We start from the raw sequence: 16,539 nt of genomic DNA, 5'->3' as shown, positions 1-16,539 counted from the left end.
TGCGGAAAATACGATAGAGCGCTACATTAACGACCCTCATCATGGTTGGACTACAGTGTAGGCGGTTAAAACCGCTCGTGTGGGCTTTCCACGTCGGTCTAAAGACGCGAGGCTACCAGCCCTACCGTGTTTCTCTTGTGTAAGGTAACGTAAAAATGTAAAGAACATCACAGAGGAATCATGGAACCCGATTCTTTACCCACAGAGGTGATATTGACCAAAGCCTCCCAATCCTTGGGGAAAGTGCATTTAGATTGGAATCCGCAACCGGGTCACTATCTGGATCTGGAAGGAAAAACTTATGCCGTTCTAGAACGCCGCCATCGATATCAACTGAAATCCGGTCGTTATCGCTTGCAAAATATTGCTCTGTACGTTCAGTCAGCGCAGCGCCCGATTGAAAAAAGCCTTGTAGAGGGTCGTTGGGTGATTGGAGAGGCCAGTTGCCGTTTCAACGCTAAATCCGAACTGATTCGCTGTGCCGTCAATCCAGAAGGACCCTGTGCGGGATGCCGCTTTTTTGAACCATTAACCGAATCAGAATCAGCAGAGACGCGATCGATGCCTAACTAGGAAGCGATCGCGTTTCTATCGGCACTTAGGCATGAACGTTACCCAACATTTCCCCGGTGAGTAGATGCATCCCATTTGCAAAATCCCAACCGGATTGAGCGCGTTTACCCGAAAGCTGGACTTGTTGTAAGAGTAAAAACCCATCGCCGGTTTGGACAATCGGCCCGATATGTTTGGCAATACTGACAATTTCACCGGGTTTGCCCTCTCCAGGAGAGAGGGCAGGCCAATTGTGTTCGAGAACGGTAAATGACGGGGGAAGCTCTTCCCAGTAGCGATCGCCTACAGGTGCAGTGGCCATAATTTTGAGGTCCTGACCGCGAAACTGAGCCATGCAGTTGGGAAAAAAGCCACGAATTTGGTTATGGAGGGCGATCGCACTGCGGGACCAATCCAGCAAATAATCCTCCTTCTGAATTAACGGCGCATAAGTCGAGTCCGCGTCATTTTGGGGGATAGGTTGAATTTGCTGACGGCCTAACTTCACCACCGTTTTCAGCAACAACTCAGCCCCTACCGTAGAGAGGGTATGAGCCAAGCGATCGGCATTGTCCAACAGTTCAATCGGGACATCCGCCTTGAGCAACATCGGTCCGGTGTCCAAACCGGCCTCCATTTGCATCGTGGTGACTCCGGTTTCCGCGTCCCCATTGTACAGAGACCATTGAATCGGAGCAGCCCCTCGGTATTGAGGTAAGAGAGAGGCATGGACATTCACACAGCCCAAGGTGGGCATATCCAGAATTTCCTGAGATAAAATCTGTCCATAAGCCACCACAACGAATAAATCCGCCTGAGTCTGTCTGAGAAACGCCAGGGTATCAGCGTCTTTTTTGACTCGTTGGGGCTGCCAGACGGGCAGATTATGAGCTAAGGCTAAATTTTTGACCGGGGAAGGGTCCAATTGGCTGCCGCGACTGCGACGTCTATCTGGCTGAGTGACTACAGCTAATACGTCAACCTCGGGAGTGGCTAACAGAATTTGTAATGTGGGAACAGCAAATTCGGGAGTACCGAAGAATACGACTTTCATTTTGCCTCAGCGCTCAGTGGTAGGTGGTTCAGGGGGTAATCGTCAGAATTGAATGGGGACGAGGTTGATAGCAACTGACTATTGCCAGTTAACAGATTACATTTAGCAGCGATCGCCCTCCCTTGGCAATTGGCAGTTGCCCCTTGCCGGAGTCAGGTCTGACCCCACCCACCTCAAACCCTGGATTGTCTCCCCGCAGTCTGGATCGAAATCAAAAGCTGGCGTTCCCTTTTATCTTCAGGAAGCAGCCAGTCGTCCTATCCCTGTCTGCTTCAGTTGTCCATCGGACTGACTCCATCCCTGGATCACTCAGAGTAACCCTGGGGTAAAATTACCGATTTTATGGAAGGCTCGAACCCGTTCAGGTAAAGGTGAGCGAGAATCAAGGAGAGGCAAAGAGCGGGGGCAGGGGTTGCCCCGGACCCTGCCTATCGAAAACCCTTCCAGGGGCTAACCTGCAAAATGCCACCGGAGGTAAAAACCACCCGGAATTCAGCCAAAGAGGAATTACTGCCGGTGGTGTTGCGGACATAATCGGCTGAGGGCTGATGTAACTCCTTCAGGGGCGTTTGATTCACAGCAGTCTTTGCCAAGGAATTCGTGGCTTCGTAGTCCACGATCGCCCCGAATGCATTCACCCAAATCCGATAGATCAGGTCCCGCTCAAAGTCGGGATTTTGGGTCCAGGAGCGGTCAATCGTGTCGTAAACCTGCTGTTGTAACGATTCTAGGACTGTCGGATCTTGAATATCTGCCACCGGAGTGACTCTCGGGACTTCAGAGCGATCGCCGACTTCAGAGCGATCGCTTGACCAAGGACTCACCTGGACTGTGCTTGGAGGTTCAAACACCACTCTAAAGACAGCTACTTCTTCAGCCTCCGCCGTCCCCCCATCAACGGGGATGTACACCAAATCTAATAGGGGAGTTTCATCTTGATAATCCCGTGCCGCTTGGTTTTCCGGTTTATATCCCAGAATCGCCCCATCAGTCCCAGCAGCGACTTGATAAACTAACGCCTCACTAAAAGTTGGAGGGGTTCTCCAGGCGCGATCAATCTGGTTATAAACCTCCCGTTCGAGACGCTGCAATTCACTGACATCAGTAATCTGTCGATTGCTCACCGGGGTTGTGCCGAATGAAGAGGGACCTGGGGGGGAACCCGCAGGACTACTCCCGGGACCATTGCCACTGGCGATCGCTCCAGTTCCCGGGCGCGACTCCTCCGAACTCTCTGCCGGGACGGGTTCGAGGGGACGTTGATATACCGGAATTGGCATCCAGAAAAAGGCCAGGGCCGCTACCGCTAAACTCGACAGTCCCACCGTTGCCGGTAACGCTCGTTTGGCGACAGGTTCATGAACCTTGGCTTCTTGTCGGCTCAGAGAGCGTAAATTGCCGTGGATCTGGGGTAGAGTCTGACTATCAGCGCAGAATTGATCCACCGCCTCCACCAAGTCAAACAATTGCACCGCGCTCAAATCAATCTCAATCGGAGCACTGTTATAAGACTCCTGGGGTTGGACAATCAAGCGGTGCAAATTGGAATTAATTTTTTGCAACTGTACCGGCGTGGGTACGCCATCCCGGGGTTCCACCGGGATGGTATAGAACGAGAACCGCTTGACCCCACTCAAAAATTCTTGGGCATAGTGACTGACGACATTCACTAAACTTTGAAAAAACTCCTGTCCCCCAGCAATCGGTTCCTTACGCGGGGGTAAATAGCACTCAGCACTGACCAAAATCGACATCAGAGGTCTGGCTCCATCCTGGCGATCGCCCGAGAGGTTATCGTCGGTTAACCCCTCTAACACCAGCTTGCAAGTCGGTAAACTATATTGACGTTGAATACTCATTCAACCTCCCCATCAAACAAACTGAACCACAACCGTTGCATCCCTGCTGTCCCGGTACAAAACAGCAATTCCCCGAGCAGTTCCATCGCCAAATCATTTAACTTTTCATTGGTATTATAAATCGCCACCCCCGCACGGCGCGGATTCATCCGACTCCGGAAATGCGCCCGGAAACGCTCTAGGTAATGAGATAATCGCAAATGATGCTCCAGAGGAATTTGTTTGTGTTGCAATTGCTGATAGTCCGTCAGCAATTGCCGAATCGTGACCGTCATCCGCCGTGACAACTTACAAGAAATCGCCACCAACGCCTTGGCTTCCTCTAAACTCAGGGGACGCCGTTGACTATAACGCCGCAGGGGATTCGTGCTTCGCAGTATCCAGAGGAACACCCGATTTTTAATAATATCTTGCAGTTGTTCTTCTTTGGCGATGGCTAAAATCGATTGAGATGCATTCAGGTCCAAGGCTTCGATCGCCAACAGCAGCAAGTCAATTTGCAACCTAGCGCGTCTGGGGCATCCCCGCCCGGAAAACCCGGGTGGTTCGGGCATATGCTCTAAAATTATCGGAGTGGTCGTTTCGGGTGGATGGGTTGTTTGCATTACGCTTACCGGAGCATTCATTGTAATTAGCCTTGATCGATGACTGACTTGAGTGCAATTGACCGCAAGGTTTCCTTCTCTAACTTTGATTTTAGTATTGACCTAAAGAGTTGAACTTTGATCTAGCGATCCAAACGATCCTGTTGCCTCACCTTTCTGGTAGGCGCAACTGCCACCAGGGAACGCCCAAATGTTTTATTTTACCAATCCAGCGCCTTACCCCAAAAAAGATCCCTGGTTTTACCGGATTTTGGGATGGATGTCGCTTGAATAGGGCGACGGGGAGGACGAAACCCCGGGCTGAGTCTCCCTGGGTTAATGGTAGGATTTAAAGCGCGATCGCACCCTGGCCGGTTTTATTCTAGCGATCGCCTCTGATGGGCATCGCTACCCTATAGGGCAGACCCCCGGGTTTCTGTGGCAATTCTTTGCCAATTGGTAACCAATCCGGTCCAAAACCGCGAAGTCCCATCCCCTGATTTAAGACTAAACCCACCTCCTAGGCACTCTTTCATCTTCTAAACTTTACTGTTATGGATATAAAATCTCTGGTTCGTGACATTTCCGACTTTCCCAAACCGGGCATTATGTTTCGGGATATTACCACCCTCCTGCGAGACCCCCAGGGTTTACGGTATGCAGTGGATACCATGACGGAAAAATGTGCCCCTCTCCAACCGGATTGCATCGTCGGCATGGAATCTCGCGGCTTTCTGTTTGGGGTCCCTTTGGCTTATCAACTCGGCATCGGATTTATCCCCGTTCGCAAACCCGGTAAATTACCCGCCCCTTGTCACGAAATTGAGTATGAGTTGGAATACGGCAGCGATCGCCTTTCCATGCACAAGGACGCCATCCAACCCGGTACTCGGGTCTTAATTGTAGATGACTTGATTGCCACTGGCGGAACTGCCGTTGCCACCGTCCAACTTTTAGAACTCGCCCAAGCTGAACTGGTGGGCTTTTGCTTTATAATTGAATTGCAGAATTTGAACGGACGACAAAGACTCCCCAATGTCCCCATTTTGACTTTGATAGAGTATTAAATAGAGGATTAGAACAAACCGGGCTGGATTCCCCCTTAATCTCTCTCGCGCTCCCTCACAGCCTGACAACTCCACCCTTTAGGGAATGAGCCACAGAACAATCATAGATAATAAAAATAAAACCGATGGCTACTACTAAAACTCCCTCAAGTCGCCAAGGCCTAGACTCGGCAAAAAACAATCTGATTAACGCCTTCACCAGCGAGACATTTTTTTATGTAGTTAAGCGCTTATTACAGGCATTATTAACCCTATTACTAGCCTCTGCCCTGAGTTTTTCCATTATTCAACTTGCCCCGGGCGATTACTTAGATACCTGGCGGCAAAATCCCCAAATTGCCCCCGAAACCTTAGATGCTTTGACCGTCAGATTCGGTCTCGATCGCCCTCCGATTGAGCAATATTTCCGCTGGCTGACCCAAATTATCACTCGCGGAGATTTTGGGTATAGTTTCAAATATCTTCGCCCAGTAACGGAATTATTATGGTCACGGATTCCCAATACTCTACTGTTGTCCTTTTCTTCCTTAATCCTGACTTGGGCGATCGCCATTCCCCTAGGAATTCTCAGCGCCGTTCAACAAAATACCACCCTTGACAAGTTCTTGCGGACTCTCAGTTACATGGGACAAGGTTTTCCCAGTTTCATTACCGCCCTGTTATTTCTATTTTTAGCCCAAAGACTCTCTCCCCTCTTTCCCGTAGGCGGCATGACCAGTATTTATCACAATGAACTCACCCCCTTCGGCAAAGTTCTGGATATTGCTTGGCACATGATTTTACCCACCTTGGCCCTCTCTATTACCAGTTTTGCCGGGTTGCAACGGATTACCCGAGGGGAATTATTAGATGTCCTTCGTCAAGACTACATTCAAACCGCTCGCGCTAAAGGATTGCCGGAAAATCGCGTCATTTACGTTCACGCCCTCAGAAATGCTATCAATCCCTTAATCACCATTTTGGGCTTTGAATTTGCTGGTTTATTAAGTGGGGCATTTATTGCGGAATTCTTCTTTAACTGGCCCGGTTTGGGACGGTTGATTTTAGATGCGGTCAGAAGTCAAGATATTTATCTAGTCATGGTCAGTTTGATGATGGGGTCAGTCATGTTAATTGTTGGCAACTTATTAGCTGATTTACTCCTGAAATCCATTGACCCGCGCATTAAATTGGCTAATCTCAAATAAACGCAAATGCCCTCACCCTAAATCCCTCTCCCATCTTGGGAGAGGCCTGTCCTGAGCCCTGAGCCGGTCGAAGGGTCGAAGGGGGGCGGGGGGGATGAGGGCCTGGATGCACCCGTTTTATCCCATTTAATCCCAACAATTTAGATAATTATGTACTCCCAAATTCATTATTTAATTCGGTCCAAAATTGACGGTAGCTATATTGCGGCCCATCCCGATCGCGGAAATAACCCAGACAAACCAGCCGATTCAGGATATTTGCTGCTATTTCGCGAAAACTTTGATGCCTTAAGCTATATGAATAAATATGCCCCGGACCTCAAGGACCGAGTAGCGATCGAATCGATACCCGGTTCTCAGCTAGGTGCTATCCTGAATCGGTGGGGGTTTACAGGAATCGGTCTTGTTCAAGACCCCCTGCTGCCCCGGGTAGAATTTTTAACGAAAAGTTAAGAGATTTAAACCCCTTTTTGGTATCAAAAATTAGGAAATTACTATCATGACAACGGGCCCTTTAAATTTAAAAACCGCCCCAGGACATCAAATTTTAGCCGCTGCTGGGAAAACGGTTCTCAGACCCGGAGGACGTGCGGCAACAGAGCAATTATTGAACTGGGCCAATTTTCAACCCGGAGAAACTGTGCTGGAATTAGCCTCCAGTTTTGGCGAAAGTGCGATCGCCATTGCCCGACGGTTTGGAGTGCGGGTGGTTGGGGTGGAAAAAAATCCCGAAAGTGTTGAGCGATCGCGCCAAAATATTCGGGCGGCTGGATTGGAATCTCAAATCGAAATCATCGAAGGGGATATTTTTCGTTTAGAGGAGATCCCCGGAGAATTTGATTATGTTTTAGCCGAAGCGATTTTAACCCTGCAATCCCTCCCGGGAAAAACCAAATTGGTTGAATCCATTCGCAAAAAACTCAAAACCGGAGGTAAATTTCTCTCCCAAGAAATGCTAGTTCGGGACAAAGAAGACGAGATTCATCAAGTCTTAGCCAAAGTAATCCGAGTCAATTCCTCTCCCCTTTCCCTCAAGCGTTGGCAAGAGCTTTATGCACAAGCCGGCTTACAAGTGCAGCAAACCGATGGCGGTGGCATGGAATTATTGAGCCTGTCCCAACTGATTCACGATGAAGGGGTCGGGGGAACCATCCGCATTGCCAAAAATATCTTAACCAATCCGCAGTTACGAGAACGGGTGTTAGAAATGCGCCGGACCTATATCAAATATCAAGATGAATTAGGCTACGTCACCTTTTGTGCGATCGCTCATAAAGATTAAGATCCAATTTAAATTAAAAACCCTCGTTTCCTCAGTCCTAGGCGGGGCAATATTCCCGCCAAAACCAGGACAATTCAACGAAACCGGCCCAAATTCCTGGATTTCTTGGTAAAATTGAGGGACAGGCAATTGAATTCAATTGGCTAGAACACCAGAAGGAGACAGAGAATAATGACTGCGATCGCCCCTAACAATGCAACTTTTACAACCCAATTAAAAACCCTGATTGAATATCCCCCGGCAGGGGTTTTGAGCAAAGTAGTTTTGCAAGATAAAGCCTGTCAATATACCTTATTTTGCCTAGCTGCCGATACGGATATTTCTGAGCATACCGCCCCACGCAATGCCACAGTCAATGTAATTGAAGGGCGAGGCATCCTCACCTTAGAAGGCAAAGAAATCATCCTAGAACCGGGTGTTTTTGTGTTCATGCCCGGTAGCGCGCCTCATGCTTTAAAAGCGGAAGAAAATTTAGCCTTTTTACTCACTTTTTCCGAAAATCCCAAAGCCAGCTAATATCCTCGGGAGAGTAGAGGAAGGAGTCGCCCCAACCCTCGGCTTAATTCTCCCATCCTGCGATCCAAACTTACAGGTAAAAACGGGCTAAAAACCTCCTACAATTAAGGAATACTTTTTATCGTTCGAGGAGACAGAGCGAGAATGCCTGCTGCTGTTGGAGTCATTCAAACATTAGGGTTTCCGGCTGTGCTTGCCGCTGCCGATGCGATGGTCAAAGCCGCCCGAGTCACCCTCGTGCATTACGATTTAGCGGAAAGAGCCGAGTTTATGGTGGCGATTCGCGGACCCGTTTCTGAGGTGGAAACGGCAATGGCGGCAGGAATTGCCGCCGGAGAGAACACCCCTGGGGGTGTGGTCGTCACCCATTATATTATTGCCAACCCCACAGAAAATGTGGTCGATGTCATGCCGATCGCCTACACCGATGCAGTCGAACAGTGGCGATGATTCCTGTCCCTACCTCGGACCAAAGAATGATAAAATAATCCGCATCTGAAGACTAAATGTGTCAACGAGCTGCGTAAAATTGGGTTTGGGAGTTTTACCGTTTTGATTGAGGAAATAGAGGATGCCATCACAGCAAGCAGTTGGAGCACTTGAAACCAAGGGGTTTCCAGGAATTTTAGCAGCAGCAGACGCGATGGTGAAAGCAGGTCGCGTCACCTTAGTCGGATATATTAGAGCTGGAAGTGCGCGGTTCACCGTGATGATTCGGGGGGATGTCTCGGAAGTCAAAGCGGCAATGGAGGCCGGAATCGATGCCGTAGAGCATACATTTGGGGCGACCGTAGAAACCTGGGTGATTATTCCGCGTCCCCACGAAAACGTTGCGGCAGTCTTGCCAATTGACTATTCCGATAGTGTGGAACAATACCGGCAAGCAACCGAAGGGATGCGACTCCCTCGGGGAAATGGTGCACCACTCTAACGGGAAATGAGTCGAAAAGTCCCCACAATTGGGGCGCACAAGTGTGTGCGCTCCTTATCTTGCAGCGCCTGGACAAGAGGACTCCTGTGAAGCATCAAACTGCCTTAAACTCCCCATAATTTGCCCCAGTTAATTTGAGGAAGAATAGTTAATATCTAATCCGAGGAGAACCTTTTCAGTATTCGCCAAATCCCCAATAAATTTCTGTAGCGGTGGCGGCAGTTTTTTGACTAAGGTCGGAATAGCAATAATTTGTTCTTGTTCCATCAATTCTGGCTGTTCATAAATATCAATAACTTCTAATTCATATCGTCCAGGTAAATATTCTTCACAAATATTTTTAATTTTGTTAAAAGCCCGAGTAGAATTGGGCGTATTTCCGGCAATAAATAAGCGGAGTAAATATTTTTCCTCCGGGGGTCGAGATAAAAACTCTTCAAATACATCAACCTCGGGTTTGGCGATTTTTTCCGGCTGGTTTTCCATGTTCTTTTCCTTGAATGAGTCACTGATAATATCAGGGGCTACTCCTAAAAGAGAAATAGCAGAAGTTTAAACCTTTACACGAATTCTTGTGAGTCGGGGGAACAGGGTTTGTTAGCCCTTCCAGACTTTGCAGGGTAATACTTGAATTGGAGATTGTAGCCTAGTTTCTACAAAGGATAATCTCTGGTGACCCACAAGGGAAGGGTGACTCGCTTTTTCAGCCGTCACGGAATAATTTAGACCTGCTACAAGTTACTATTCTCCTCAAACCGTCGCATTTTCCCCATTTTTATTTCAGTTTCTCGGTGATTTTTTTCCTCCAACTCTTCGTTATGGATCATCCGTTCTATTTCGGCTTTTTCTAATTCAAAATCAGCTTGCATCGCCTGAATTTTGGCTTCAATCACCGCCCGTTTCCGTTCGATGTTGCGTTGTTTGCTTTCAATTTCTTTTTGCCGGAGTAATGCGTCTGCTTGTTCCCGAGATTCCTGGATCGCGCGGGCTGAACCTGTGAGTACGCCTCCAGGTCCAAGATAGGCTTTGATTAATTCTACCCCGGATGAACTCATCCGAAATTCCCGGACTTGATTTGAGTGTTCCATGCCGCGAGATTTCAGCAGGTAAAGTAATCGATTGCGTTCGCCATTGGTTTCCATATCCCGCAGCATCAGCCAGGTATCCATTAATGAAGAAACCCCTATATCTGTGCGTTCTAGGGATATATTGCTGCTGATGGTGAGGCTAGTCATCAAAGAAGTGATAATATGGGTTTTTAGAAAGTCTATCAGGCGCATTAAAAAGGATTTAACTTCGATATCATTCCCGACATAATGCAGATTAGAAATCGGATCGACAATCACAACCTGGGGTTTTAAGGTTTCGATCGCATTATAGAATTTGATTAGGTGCATTTCTAACCCATACAGAGTCGGACGGACGGATTCAAAGACTAGCAAACCATCTTGAACACAACTTTCTAAGTCTAACCCAATCGATCGCATATTCCGAATAATTTGGTTGGGAGATTCCTCAAACGCAATGTACAAACATCGTTCTCCCCGCCGACAAGTTGCTTGGGCAAAAAGTGCTGCTACCGTACTTTTTCCGGTGCCTGCGGTACCGCTAATTAAAACACTACTGCCGCGATAATATCCCTGACCTCCCAGCATGGCATCAAGGCGGTGAATTCCTGTTGAAATTCGTTCCGTAGACACTTTATGGTTCAGGCCAATCGAGGTAATGGGAACCACAGAAATTCCGTCTTTTTCAATTAAAAATGGGTACTCATTACTGCCATGTTTGGACCCGCGATATTTGACAATATGTAAAGTCCGAGTCGCAATGCGATCGCTAACTTGCTGTTGCAGACGAATCACACAATCGGAAACATATTCCTCTAATCCTTGGCGGGTGAGGGCATTTTCCCCACTTTCTGCGGTAATAATCGCCGTAACCCCTTTCTCTTTCAGCCACCGAAACAACCGCCGCAGTTCGGATCGCACGATCGCCTCGTTGTCCAATCCTGCAAATAGCACTTCTAGGGTATCCAAGGCAACCCGCTTGGCTTGGACTCGATCAATGGCGATCGCCAGTCGCAGAAATAATCCTTCTAAATTATATTCTCCAGTTTCTTGAAACTCGCTGCGATCGATATGCACATAATCAATCCCTAATTTTTTTTGGTCTTGTAAAACCTTCACATCCCACCCCAGGGAGATGACATTTTGTCTTAATTCTTCAGCAGTTTCTTCAAAGGACATAAACACACCTGGTTCATCATAGTCCTCAACCCCCTTGATTAAAAACTGTATCGCCATCAAGGTTTTCCCACAACCGGCTGTTCCACAGACTAACGTTGGTCGTCCCTGGGGTAATCCACCCCCGGTTATTTCATCCAAACCTCGAATACCCGAAGGACATTTTGCTAACTCTTGCGGTTCAGTTTTTCCCTTAAAATCTTGTTGAATCATGATTTTACAACTGTATTTTTGATAAATCAGATGATAATTACACTGTAATTATTATATCACGCCAACGGTTCCATCTCAGTCGGCATCAACCCGGATAACGACTGAAGTCGTTAACTACCAACGGGTAAATTTCCGGTTTTCCTGGTTCGTAGTAACGACTTCAGTCGTTTCTTTCCCCCTGTTTAACGAGGTCGGCGGTTGACTCCATTGCTGGGATTGGGTCGTTCCTGCTGCGATCGCATGGTTAGACTAATTCGCTTTAACTTTTCATCCACAGAAAGGACACGCACTTTCACCACTTGTCCCACCTTCACCACTTGTTTCGCATCATCCACAAAGCGATCGGCGAGTTGAGAAATATGCACCAATCCGTCCTGATGTACCCCAATATCCACAAACGCGCCAAAATTGGCAACATTAGTAACTACTCCCTCTAATTCCATTCCCAGTTGCAAATCCGTCAGTTCATTCACCCCCTCTTTAAAGGTGGCGGATTTAAACTGAGCACGAGGGTCTCGTCCCGGTTTTTCTAACTCGGCAATAATATCCCGTAAGGTGGGAATTCCCACCAGTTCGGTGACATATTTATCCAGTTTCACCGATTTTAATTGGTCCCCTGCTTTGGCAATGTTTGTTAAGGGGACGTTTAAATCCGAGGCGATCGCCTTCACCACCGGATAACTCTCCGGATGCACTGCTGTATTATCTAACGGATTCTCTCCGCCGCGAATTCGCAGAAATCCCGCCGCCTGTTCATAGGTTTTCGGTCCTAATTTTGCCACTTTGAGCAATTGACGGCGATTTTTAAACGCCCCATTCTCATTGCGATAGGTGACAATATTTTTGGCAATGGTCGGCGTTAATCCTGAAACAAAAGTCAGCAGTTCTTTAGAAGCAGTATTTAAATCTACGCCAACATAGTTAACGCAACTTTCCACCGTTTCCTCTAATTTCTTCCGCAGTAACTTTTGGTCCACATCATGTTGATATTGACCCACCCCAATGGATTTCGGGTCAATTTTTACTAATTCCGCTAACGGATCTTGCAAGCGACGTCCAATACTAATCGCACCCCGGATCGTTAAATCTAAATCCGGAAACTCTTCTCGCGCCACATCACTGGCAGAATAGATTGAGGCACCGGATTCATTTACCATCACCTTAATCGGTGGGGGAGTAAGGGTTTTAATTACTTCTCCAATAAAAGCATCGGTTTCTCGTCCTGCGGTTCCATTCCCAATGGCAATCAATTCGATTTGATATTTAGCAATTAGGGTTTTAATGGTTTTTGCTGCTTCTGGGCGTTGCCTGTCCCCGGTGTGGGGGAAAATGGTATGATATTCTAAAAACTGCCCGGTGCCATCGAGAACTGTGACTTTGCATCCGGTTCTAAATCCAGGGTCAATGGCGATCGCCGGTTTCATCCCAGCAGGTGCAGAAAGTAATAACTCCCGTAAATTAGATTCAAAGGTGCTAATTGAAGCGAGATCCGCCTCTTGTTTTTTGAGCGATCGCACCTCAGTTGTCAGCGAATTCTTCATCAACCGATTAAACGCATCTTTTATCATGTCCCGATAAAAGCTTCTAATCTCTGGAACCTTATTTTTAATCTCCTTCGACTCCAAATATCCCAACACCTGAGACTCATCAAAATCCAAATCGAGACTGAGTATCTCTTCCTTTTCTCCTCGGAACAATGCTAATAGGTTATGCGGCGCAATATCCTTGACTTTGGCCTGATAATCCCGGTACATTTCATACTTCGTACTGCCTTCGGGATGCGCATCTTTAATCTGGGAGACAAATCGCCCATCCTGTAAGAAATAATCCCGCAAATAGGCGCGAGATTCGGCCCGTTCCGAGACCGCTTCGGCTAAAATATCGGAAGCACCTTGCAGGGCATCTTCCACCGTGGTAATTCCCTGTTCTGGGGAGAGATATTTGGTTGCTTCTGCGGCTAAATTGGCGGTTGCTTTACTCAGATTGAGGGCAGAAATCCACTCCGCTAAGGGTTCTAAGCCTTTTTCTCGGGCAACGGTGGCGCGAGTCCGGCGCTTGGCGCGATAGGGGAGATAGAGGTCTTCTAGTTCAGTTTTTTGTTGACAGGATTCAATTTTGAGCCTAAGTTCATCGGTGAGTTTTCCCGCTTGGGAAATGGCCTCTAAAATTACCTTTTTACGGTCTTCGATTTCCGTAATATAAGCAAACCGTTCAGCAATATCGCGTAACTGAACCTCGTCTAAAGACCCGGTGCGTTCTTTCCGATATCGGGCAATAAATGGAATTGTTGCCCCTTCCTGTAACAATTCTAAGGCATTTTCAACTTGCCCTAGGTTAACGGAGAGTTCTTGACTGATAAGATGGGGAATATTGAGCATGGCTTGTTTTATCGAGTAAGGGTTTCAATCCCTACCTAATCGCTAAACTCGCTAAATTTTTTAAAGGATTGAGGGGGTAGGTTACCCTCGGTTACGATGGGATCATCTCAATTTTGAAAAGAAACCTAACCCCCCAACCCCCTTCCCTTCAAGGTCCGGGGGAGAAAGACGTCAATTCCCCCCTCTCCTTGCAGGGGAGGGGGACAGGGGGGAGAGGTAAGATCGGTTTTTAGGCAAAATTGAGATGCTCCTGTTACCATTAAGAGTTGCGATCGCTATTTCCAGGCGAGATAGGGCAATTTAGCAGCGGTGATGCGGATTGCATCGCGATTACTAACCAATTGTCCACAGGTATCCCAGGTGCCAGTGGTTAGCATTTGGTGGGGTCCTGCTTCCATATTAACCGATGCACTAAATCCTTGGAACTGCACCTGTCTTGTCTGTAAATCTAAAGTCATTTCTAGGTTAGGATGAAGGGCGATCGCCTCTTGTAAAGTTTTCACCGTGGCAGGGTCAGCGGTGACACAGGCAACCCCCATCGCCACACAATTGCCAAAGAAAATCTCGGCAAAACTTTCCCCAATAATGCCATCAATTCCCCACCGGGCGATCGCCTGGGGTGCGTGTTCCCGACTGGAACCACAGCCAAAGTTAGCATTCACCACCAACAATTTCGCCTCTTGATATTGAGGTTGGTCAAAAGGATGAGTCCCATTAGATTGGGCGCGATCGTCCTTAAATACTTGTTCTCCCAAACCATCAAAGGTTACACACCGCAAAAACCTCGCCGGAATAATGCGATCGGTATCAATATCATTTCCCACCAGGGGAATTCCCCGACCCCGAATGATTTTTACTTCACTACTCATCTATATTTCTCTCCTTGACTTGCTATTTATCGCGACAACCGCAGTCGGTTTTAACCGACTGCCATAATTTCGCGATTTCTCCCCTGTTCGTAGTAACGACTTCAGTCGTTATCTCTCCCCTGTTCGTAGTAACGACTTCAGTCGTTATCTCTCCCCTGTTCGTAGTAACGACTTCAGTCGTTATCCCCTACAACAACTCCCGAACATCAGAAACCACCCCATTAATCGCAGCGGCAACAACCATTGCCGGACTCATTAATAAAGTTCGACCTTCCGAAGACCCTTGACGACCTTTAAAATTCCGATTAGAAGAAGAGGCACTAATTTGACTGCCTTGCAACTTATCTGGATTCATCGCCAAACACATAGAACAGCCCGATTCACGCCATTCAAAGCCCGCTTCTAGGAAAACTTTATCCAATCCTTCCGCTTCTGCTTGCTTTTTTACCTCCTCAGAACCTGGGACGATAAAGGCTTTAATTCCCGGTGCAACTTGACGACCTTTTGCAAATTTTGCCGCTTCTCGCAAATCACTAATTCGCCCGTTGGTGCAGCTTCCCACAAAGCAAACATCCACTTTGGTTCCAGCGATGCGATCGCCTGGATTCAGTTTCATATACCGATACGCTTCTTGCGCGATCGCCCGATCGCTGTCCGATAATTCCTCCGGTGTAGGAATCGTTTCATTGATACCAATTCCTTGTCCCGGTGTAATTCCCCAAGTCACCGTTGGCGCAATATCTGCCGCATCAAAAACCATCACATCATCATATTCCGCATCTGCATCACTGCGGATACTCGTCCACCACTCCACCGCCTGATCCCACTCTTCCCCTTTCGGTGCGAATTCTCTACCTTTGAGATAGTCAAACGTGATGCGATCGGGATTAATATATCCACATCGCGCACCCCCTTCAATTGCCATATTACAAACGGTCATCCGTTCTTCCATTGACATTTGCTCAAAGGTGGTTCCAGCATATTCGTAGGCATATCCCACGCCGCCATTTACCCCTAATTTACGGATCAGGTGCAAGACGACATCTTTGGCATAGACCCCCGGATTCAGAGTGCCATTGACTTCAATTTTCCGAACTTTGAGCTTAGATAAAGCTAAAGTTTGGGAGGCGAGGACATCGCGCACTTGACTGGTGCCAATTCCCAAGGCGATCGCCCCAAAGGCACCGTGAGTTGAGGTGTGCGAATCCCCACAGGCGATCGTCATTCCCGGTTGGGTGAGTCCCTGTTCTGGTGCAATCACATGGACAATTCCCTGCCGTCCTGAACCGACATTATAAAAGCGAATATTATGCGCCTTACAATTGTCCTCTAACGCGACAATCATCTCTTCTGCCAGGACATCGGCAAAGGGACGCGCTTGATTTTCTGTGGGTACAATATGGTCTACCGTTGCCACCGTCCGTTCTGGAAACAACACCTTCAGTTCCCGTTCGTGCAACATGGCGAATGCTTGGGGACTGGTGACTTCGTGGATGAGGTGCAGTCCAATAAACAACTGGGTTTGTCCGGAGGTTAGAGTCCCGACGGTATGTAAATTCCAAACTTTATCGAAAAGTGTCCCCTTACTCATAACTTCATCGGTCTTCGTTGATGGGTGCAATCTTTTATCTTAGAGCGAATCGTCGGCAAGATGGTGGAATTCGCAGGTTTTATTAAAGATTAGGAGATTGGGGAGGTGCTTACAAGAGTAGATTTTTTACGATGAACTGCAGCGACGGTCCCCGGACCTTGGCAAGGGGAGGGTTAGGGTGCGGTCCTCGTGACTTGGCATTCGCCAAGTCAC

At 47.7% G+C, this 16,539-nt stretch carries 16 protein-coding genes; 8 read left to right on the top strand and 8 right to left on the bottom strand.

What is annotated here, in order from left to right:
- The first annotated feature begins 180 nt into the window (after positions 1-180).
- Positions 181-573 carry a DUF6464 family protein gene (locus tag J0895_RS18560; protein ID WP_207089490.1) on the top strand — a complete coding sequence of 131 codons (393 nt, stop codon included), beginning with the start codon at positions 181-183 and terminating at the stop codon, positions 571-573.
- A gap of 25 nt (positions 574-598) precedes the next feature.
- Here the strand turns inward: J0895_RS18560 and fmt are convergent, their stop codons facing one another.
- The 3 genes from fmt to J0895_RS18545 all read right to left on the bottom strand — a co-directional run bounded on the left by fmt (position 599) and on the right by J0895_RS18545 (position 4,091).
- Positions 599-1,606 (bottom strand): methionyl-tRNA formyltransferase, encoded by a 1,008-nt coding sequence (gene fmt, locus J0895_RS18555; protein WP_207089489.1) that lies wholly within the window; start codon positions 1,604-1,606, stop codon positions 599-601.
- 428 nt (positions 1,607-2,034) lie between these two features.
- On the bottom strand, positions 2,035-3,465 hold the full coding sequence (locus J0895_RS18550) for a DUF4335 domain-containing protein (RefSeq protein WP_242541402.1): 1,431 nt from the start codon (positions 3,463-3,465) through the stop codon (positions 2,035-2,037).
- Positions 3,462-4,091 (bottom strand): DUF3038 domain-containing protein, encoded by a 630-nt coding sequence (locus J0895_RS18545; RefSeq protein WP_207089488.1) that lies wholly within the window; start codon positions 4,089-4,091, stop codon positions 3,462-3,464. The genes J0895_RS18550 and J0895_RS18545 overlap by 4 nt, the downstream gene beginning before the upstream one ends.
- Positions 4,092-4,603: 512 nt before the next feature.
- On the opposite strand from J0895_RS18545, the gene J0895_RS18540 reads away from it, so the two are divergent.
- From J0895_RS18540 to J0895_RS18510, 7 genes are all read left to right on the top strand, one after another.
- Entirely contained in the window at positions 4,604-5,116 is a 513-nt protein-coding gene (locus J0895_RS18540; RefSeq protein WP_207089487.1) for an adenine phosphoribosyltransferase, read from the top strand.
- Positions 5,117-5,241: 125 nt separating this feature from the next.
- A complete protein-coding gene (locus tag J0895_RS18535) occupies positions 5,242-6,303 on the top strand; it encodes an ABC transporter permease (RefSeq protein ID WP_242541401.1) in 1,062 nt (353 codons plus the stop codon).
- A gap of 150 nt (positions 6,304-6,453) precedes the next feature.
- On the top strand, positions 6,454-6,756 hold the full coding sequence (locus tag J0895_RS18530) for a hypothetical protein (RefSeq protein ID WP_207089486.1): 303 nt from the start codon (positions 6,454-6,456) through the stop codon (positions 6,754-6,756).
- Positions 6,757-6,802: 46 nt separating this feature from the next.
- Positions 6,803-7,585 carry an SAM-dependent methyltransferase gene (locus J0895_RS18525; protein WP_207089485.1) on the top strand — a complete coding sequence of 261 codons (783 nt, stop codon included), beginning with the start codon at positions 6,803-6,805 and terminating at the stop codon, positions 7,583-7,585.
- A 171-nt stretch (positions 7,586-7,756) separates the two neighbouring features.
- On the top strand, positions 7,757-8,101 hold the full coding sequence (locus J0895_RS18520) for a cupin domain-containing protein (RefSeq protein WP_207089484.1): 345 nt from the start codon (positions 7,757-7,759) through the stop codon (positions 8,099-8,101).
- Between the two features lie 144 nt (positions 8,102-8,245).
- Complete coding sequence (locus J0895_RS18515; protein WP_207089483.1) at positions 8,246-8,551, top strand: BMC domain-containing protein; 306 nt, start codon at positions 8,246-8,248, stop codon at positions 8,549-8,551.
- A gap of 121 nt (positions 8,552-8,672) precedes the next feature.
- On the top strand, positions 8,673-9,032 hold the full coding sequence (locus J0895_RS18510) for a carbon dioxide-concentrating mechanism protein CcmK (RefSeq protein WP_207089482.1): 360 nt from the start codon (positions 8,673-8,675) through the stop codon (positions 9,030-9,032).
- A 129-nt stretch (positions 9,033-9,161) separates the two neighbouring features.
- On the opposite strand, the gene J0895_RS18505 is transcribed toward J0895_RS18510, so the two are convergent.
- From J0895_RS18505 to leuC, 5 genes are all read right to left on the bottom strand, one after another.
- Positions 9,162-9,518 carry a circadian clock KaiB family protein gene (locus tag J0895_RS18505; protein WP_207089481.1) on the bottom strand — a complete coding sequence of 119 codons (357 nt, stop codon included), beginning with the start codon at positions 9,516-9,518 and terminating at the stop codon, positions 9,162-9,164.
- 245 nt (positions 9,519-9,763) lie between these two features.
- Positions 9,764-11,488 carry a circadian clock protein KaiC gene (kaiC, locus tag J0895_RS18500; RefSeq protein WP_207089480.1) on the bottom strand — a complete coding sequence of 575 codons (1,725 nt, stop codon included), beginning with the start codon at positions 11,486-11,488 and terminating at the stop codon, positions 9,764-9,766.
- Between the two features lie 182 nt (positions 11,489-11,670).
- Positions 11,671-13,866 carry a Tex family protein gene (locus J0895_RS18495; protein WP_207089479.1) on the bottom strand — a complete coding sequence of 732 codons (2,196 nt, stop codon included), beginning with the start codon at positions 13,864-13,866 and terminating at the stop codon, positions 11,671-11,673.
- A gap of 275 nt (positions 13,867-14,141) precedes the next feature.
- Positions 14,142-14,735 carry a 3-isopropylmalate dehydratase small subunit gene (leuD, locus tag J0895_RS18490; protein WP_207089478.1) on the bottom strand — a complete coding sequence of 198 codons (594 nt, stop codon included), beginning with the start codon at positions 14,733-14,735 and terminating at the stop codon, positions 14,142-14,144.
- Positions 14,736-14,922: 187 nt separating this feature from the next.
- The gene (leuC, locus tag J0895_RS18485) at positions 14,923-16,326 is read right to left on the bottom strand and encodes a 3-isopropylmalate dehydratase large subunit (protein ID WP_207089477.1); all 1,404 of its coding nucleotides are present in this window, start codon (positions 16,324-16,326) and stop codon (positions 14,923-14,925) included.
- Between the last annotated feature and the right edge of the window lie 213 nt (positions 16,327-16,539).

The sequence above is a fragment of the Phormidium pseudopriestleyi FRX01 genome, assembly GCF_017313335.1.
Lineage (GTDB): Bacteria > Cyanobacteriota > Cyanobacteriia > Cyanobacteriales > Laspinemataceae > Laspinema > Laspinema pseudopriestleyi.
Note: the sequence above shows the minus strand (reverse complement) of the source record. Positions and strands in the feature narration are given on the sequence as shown.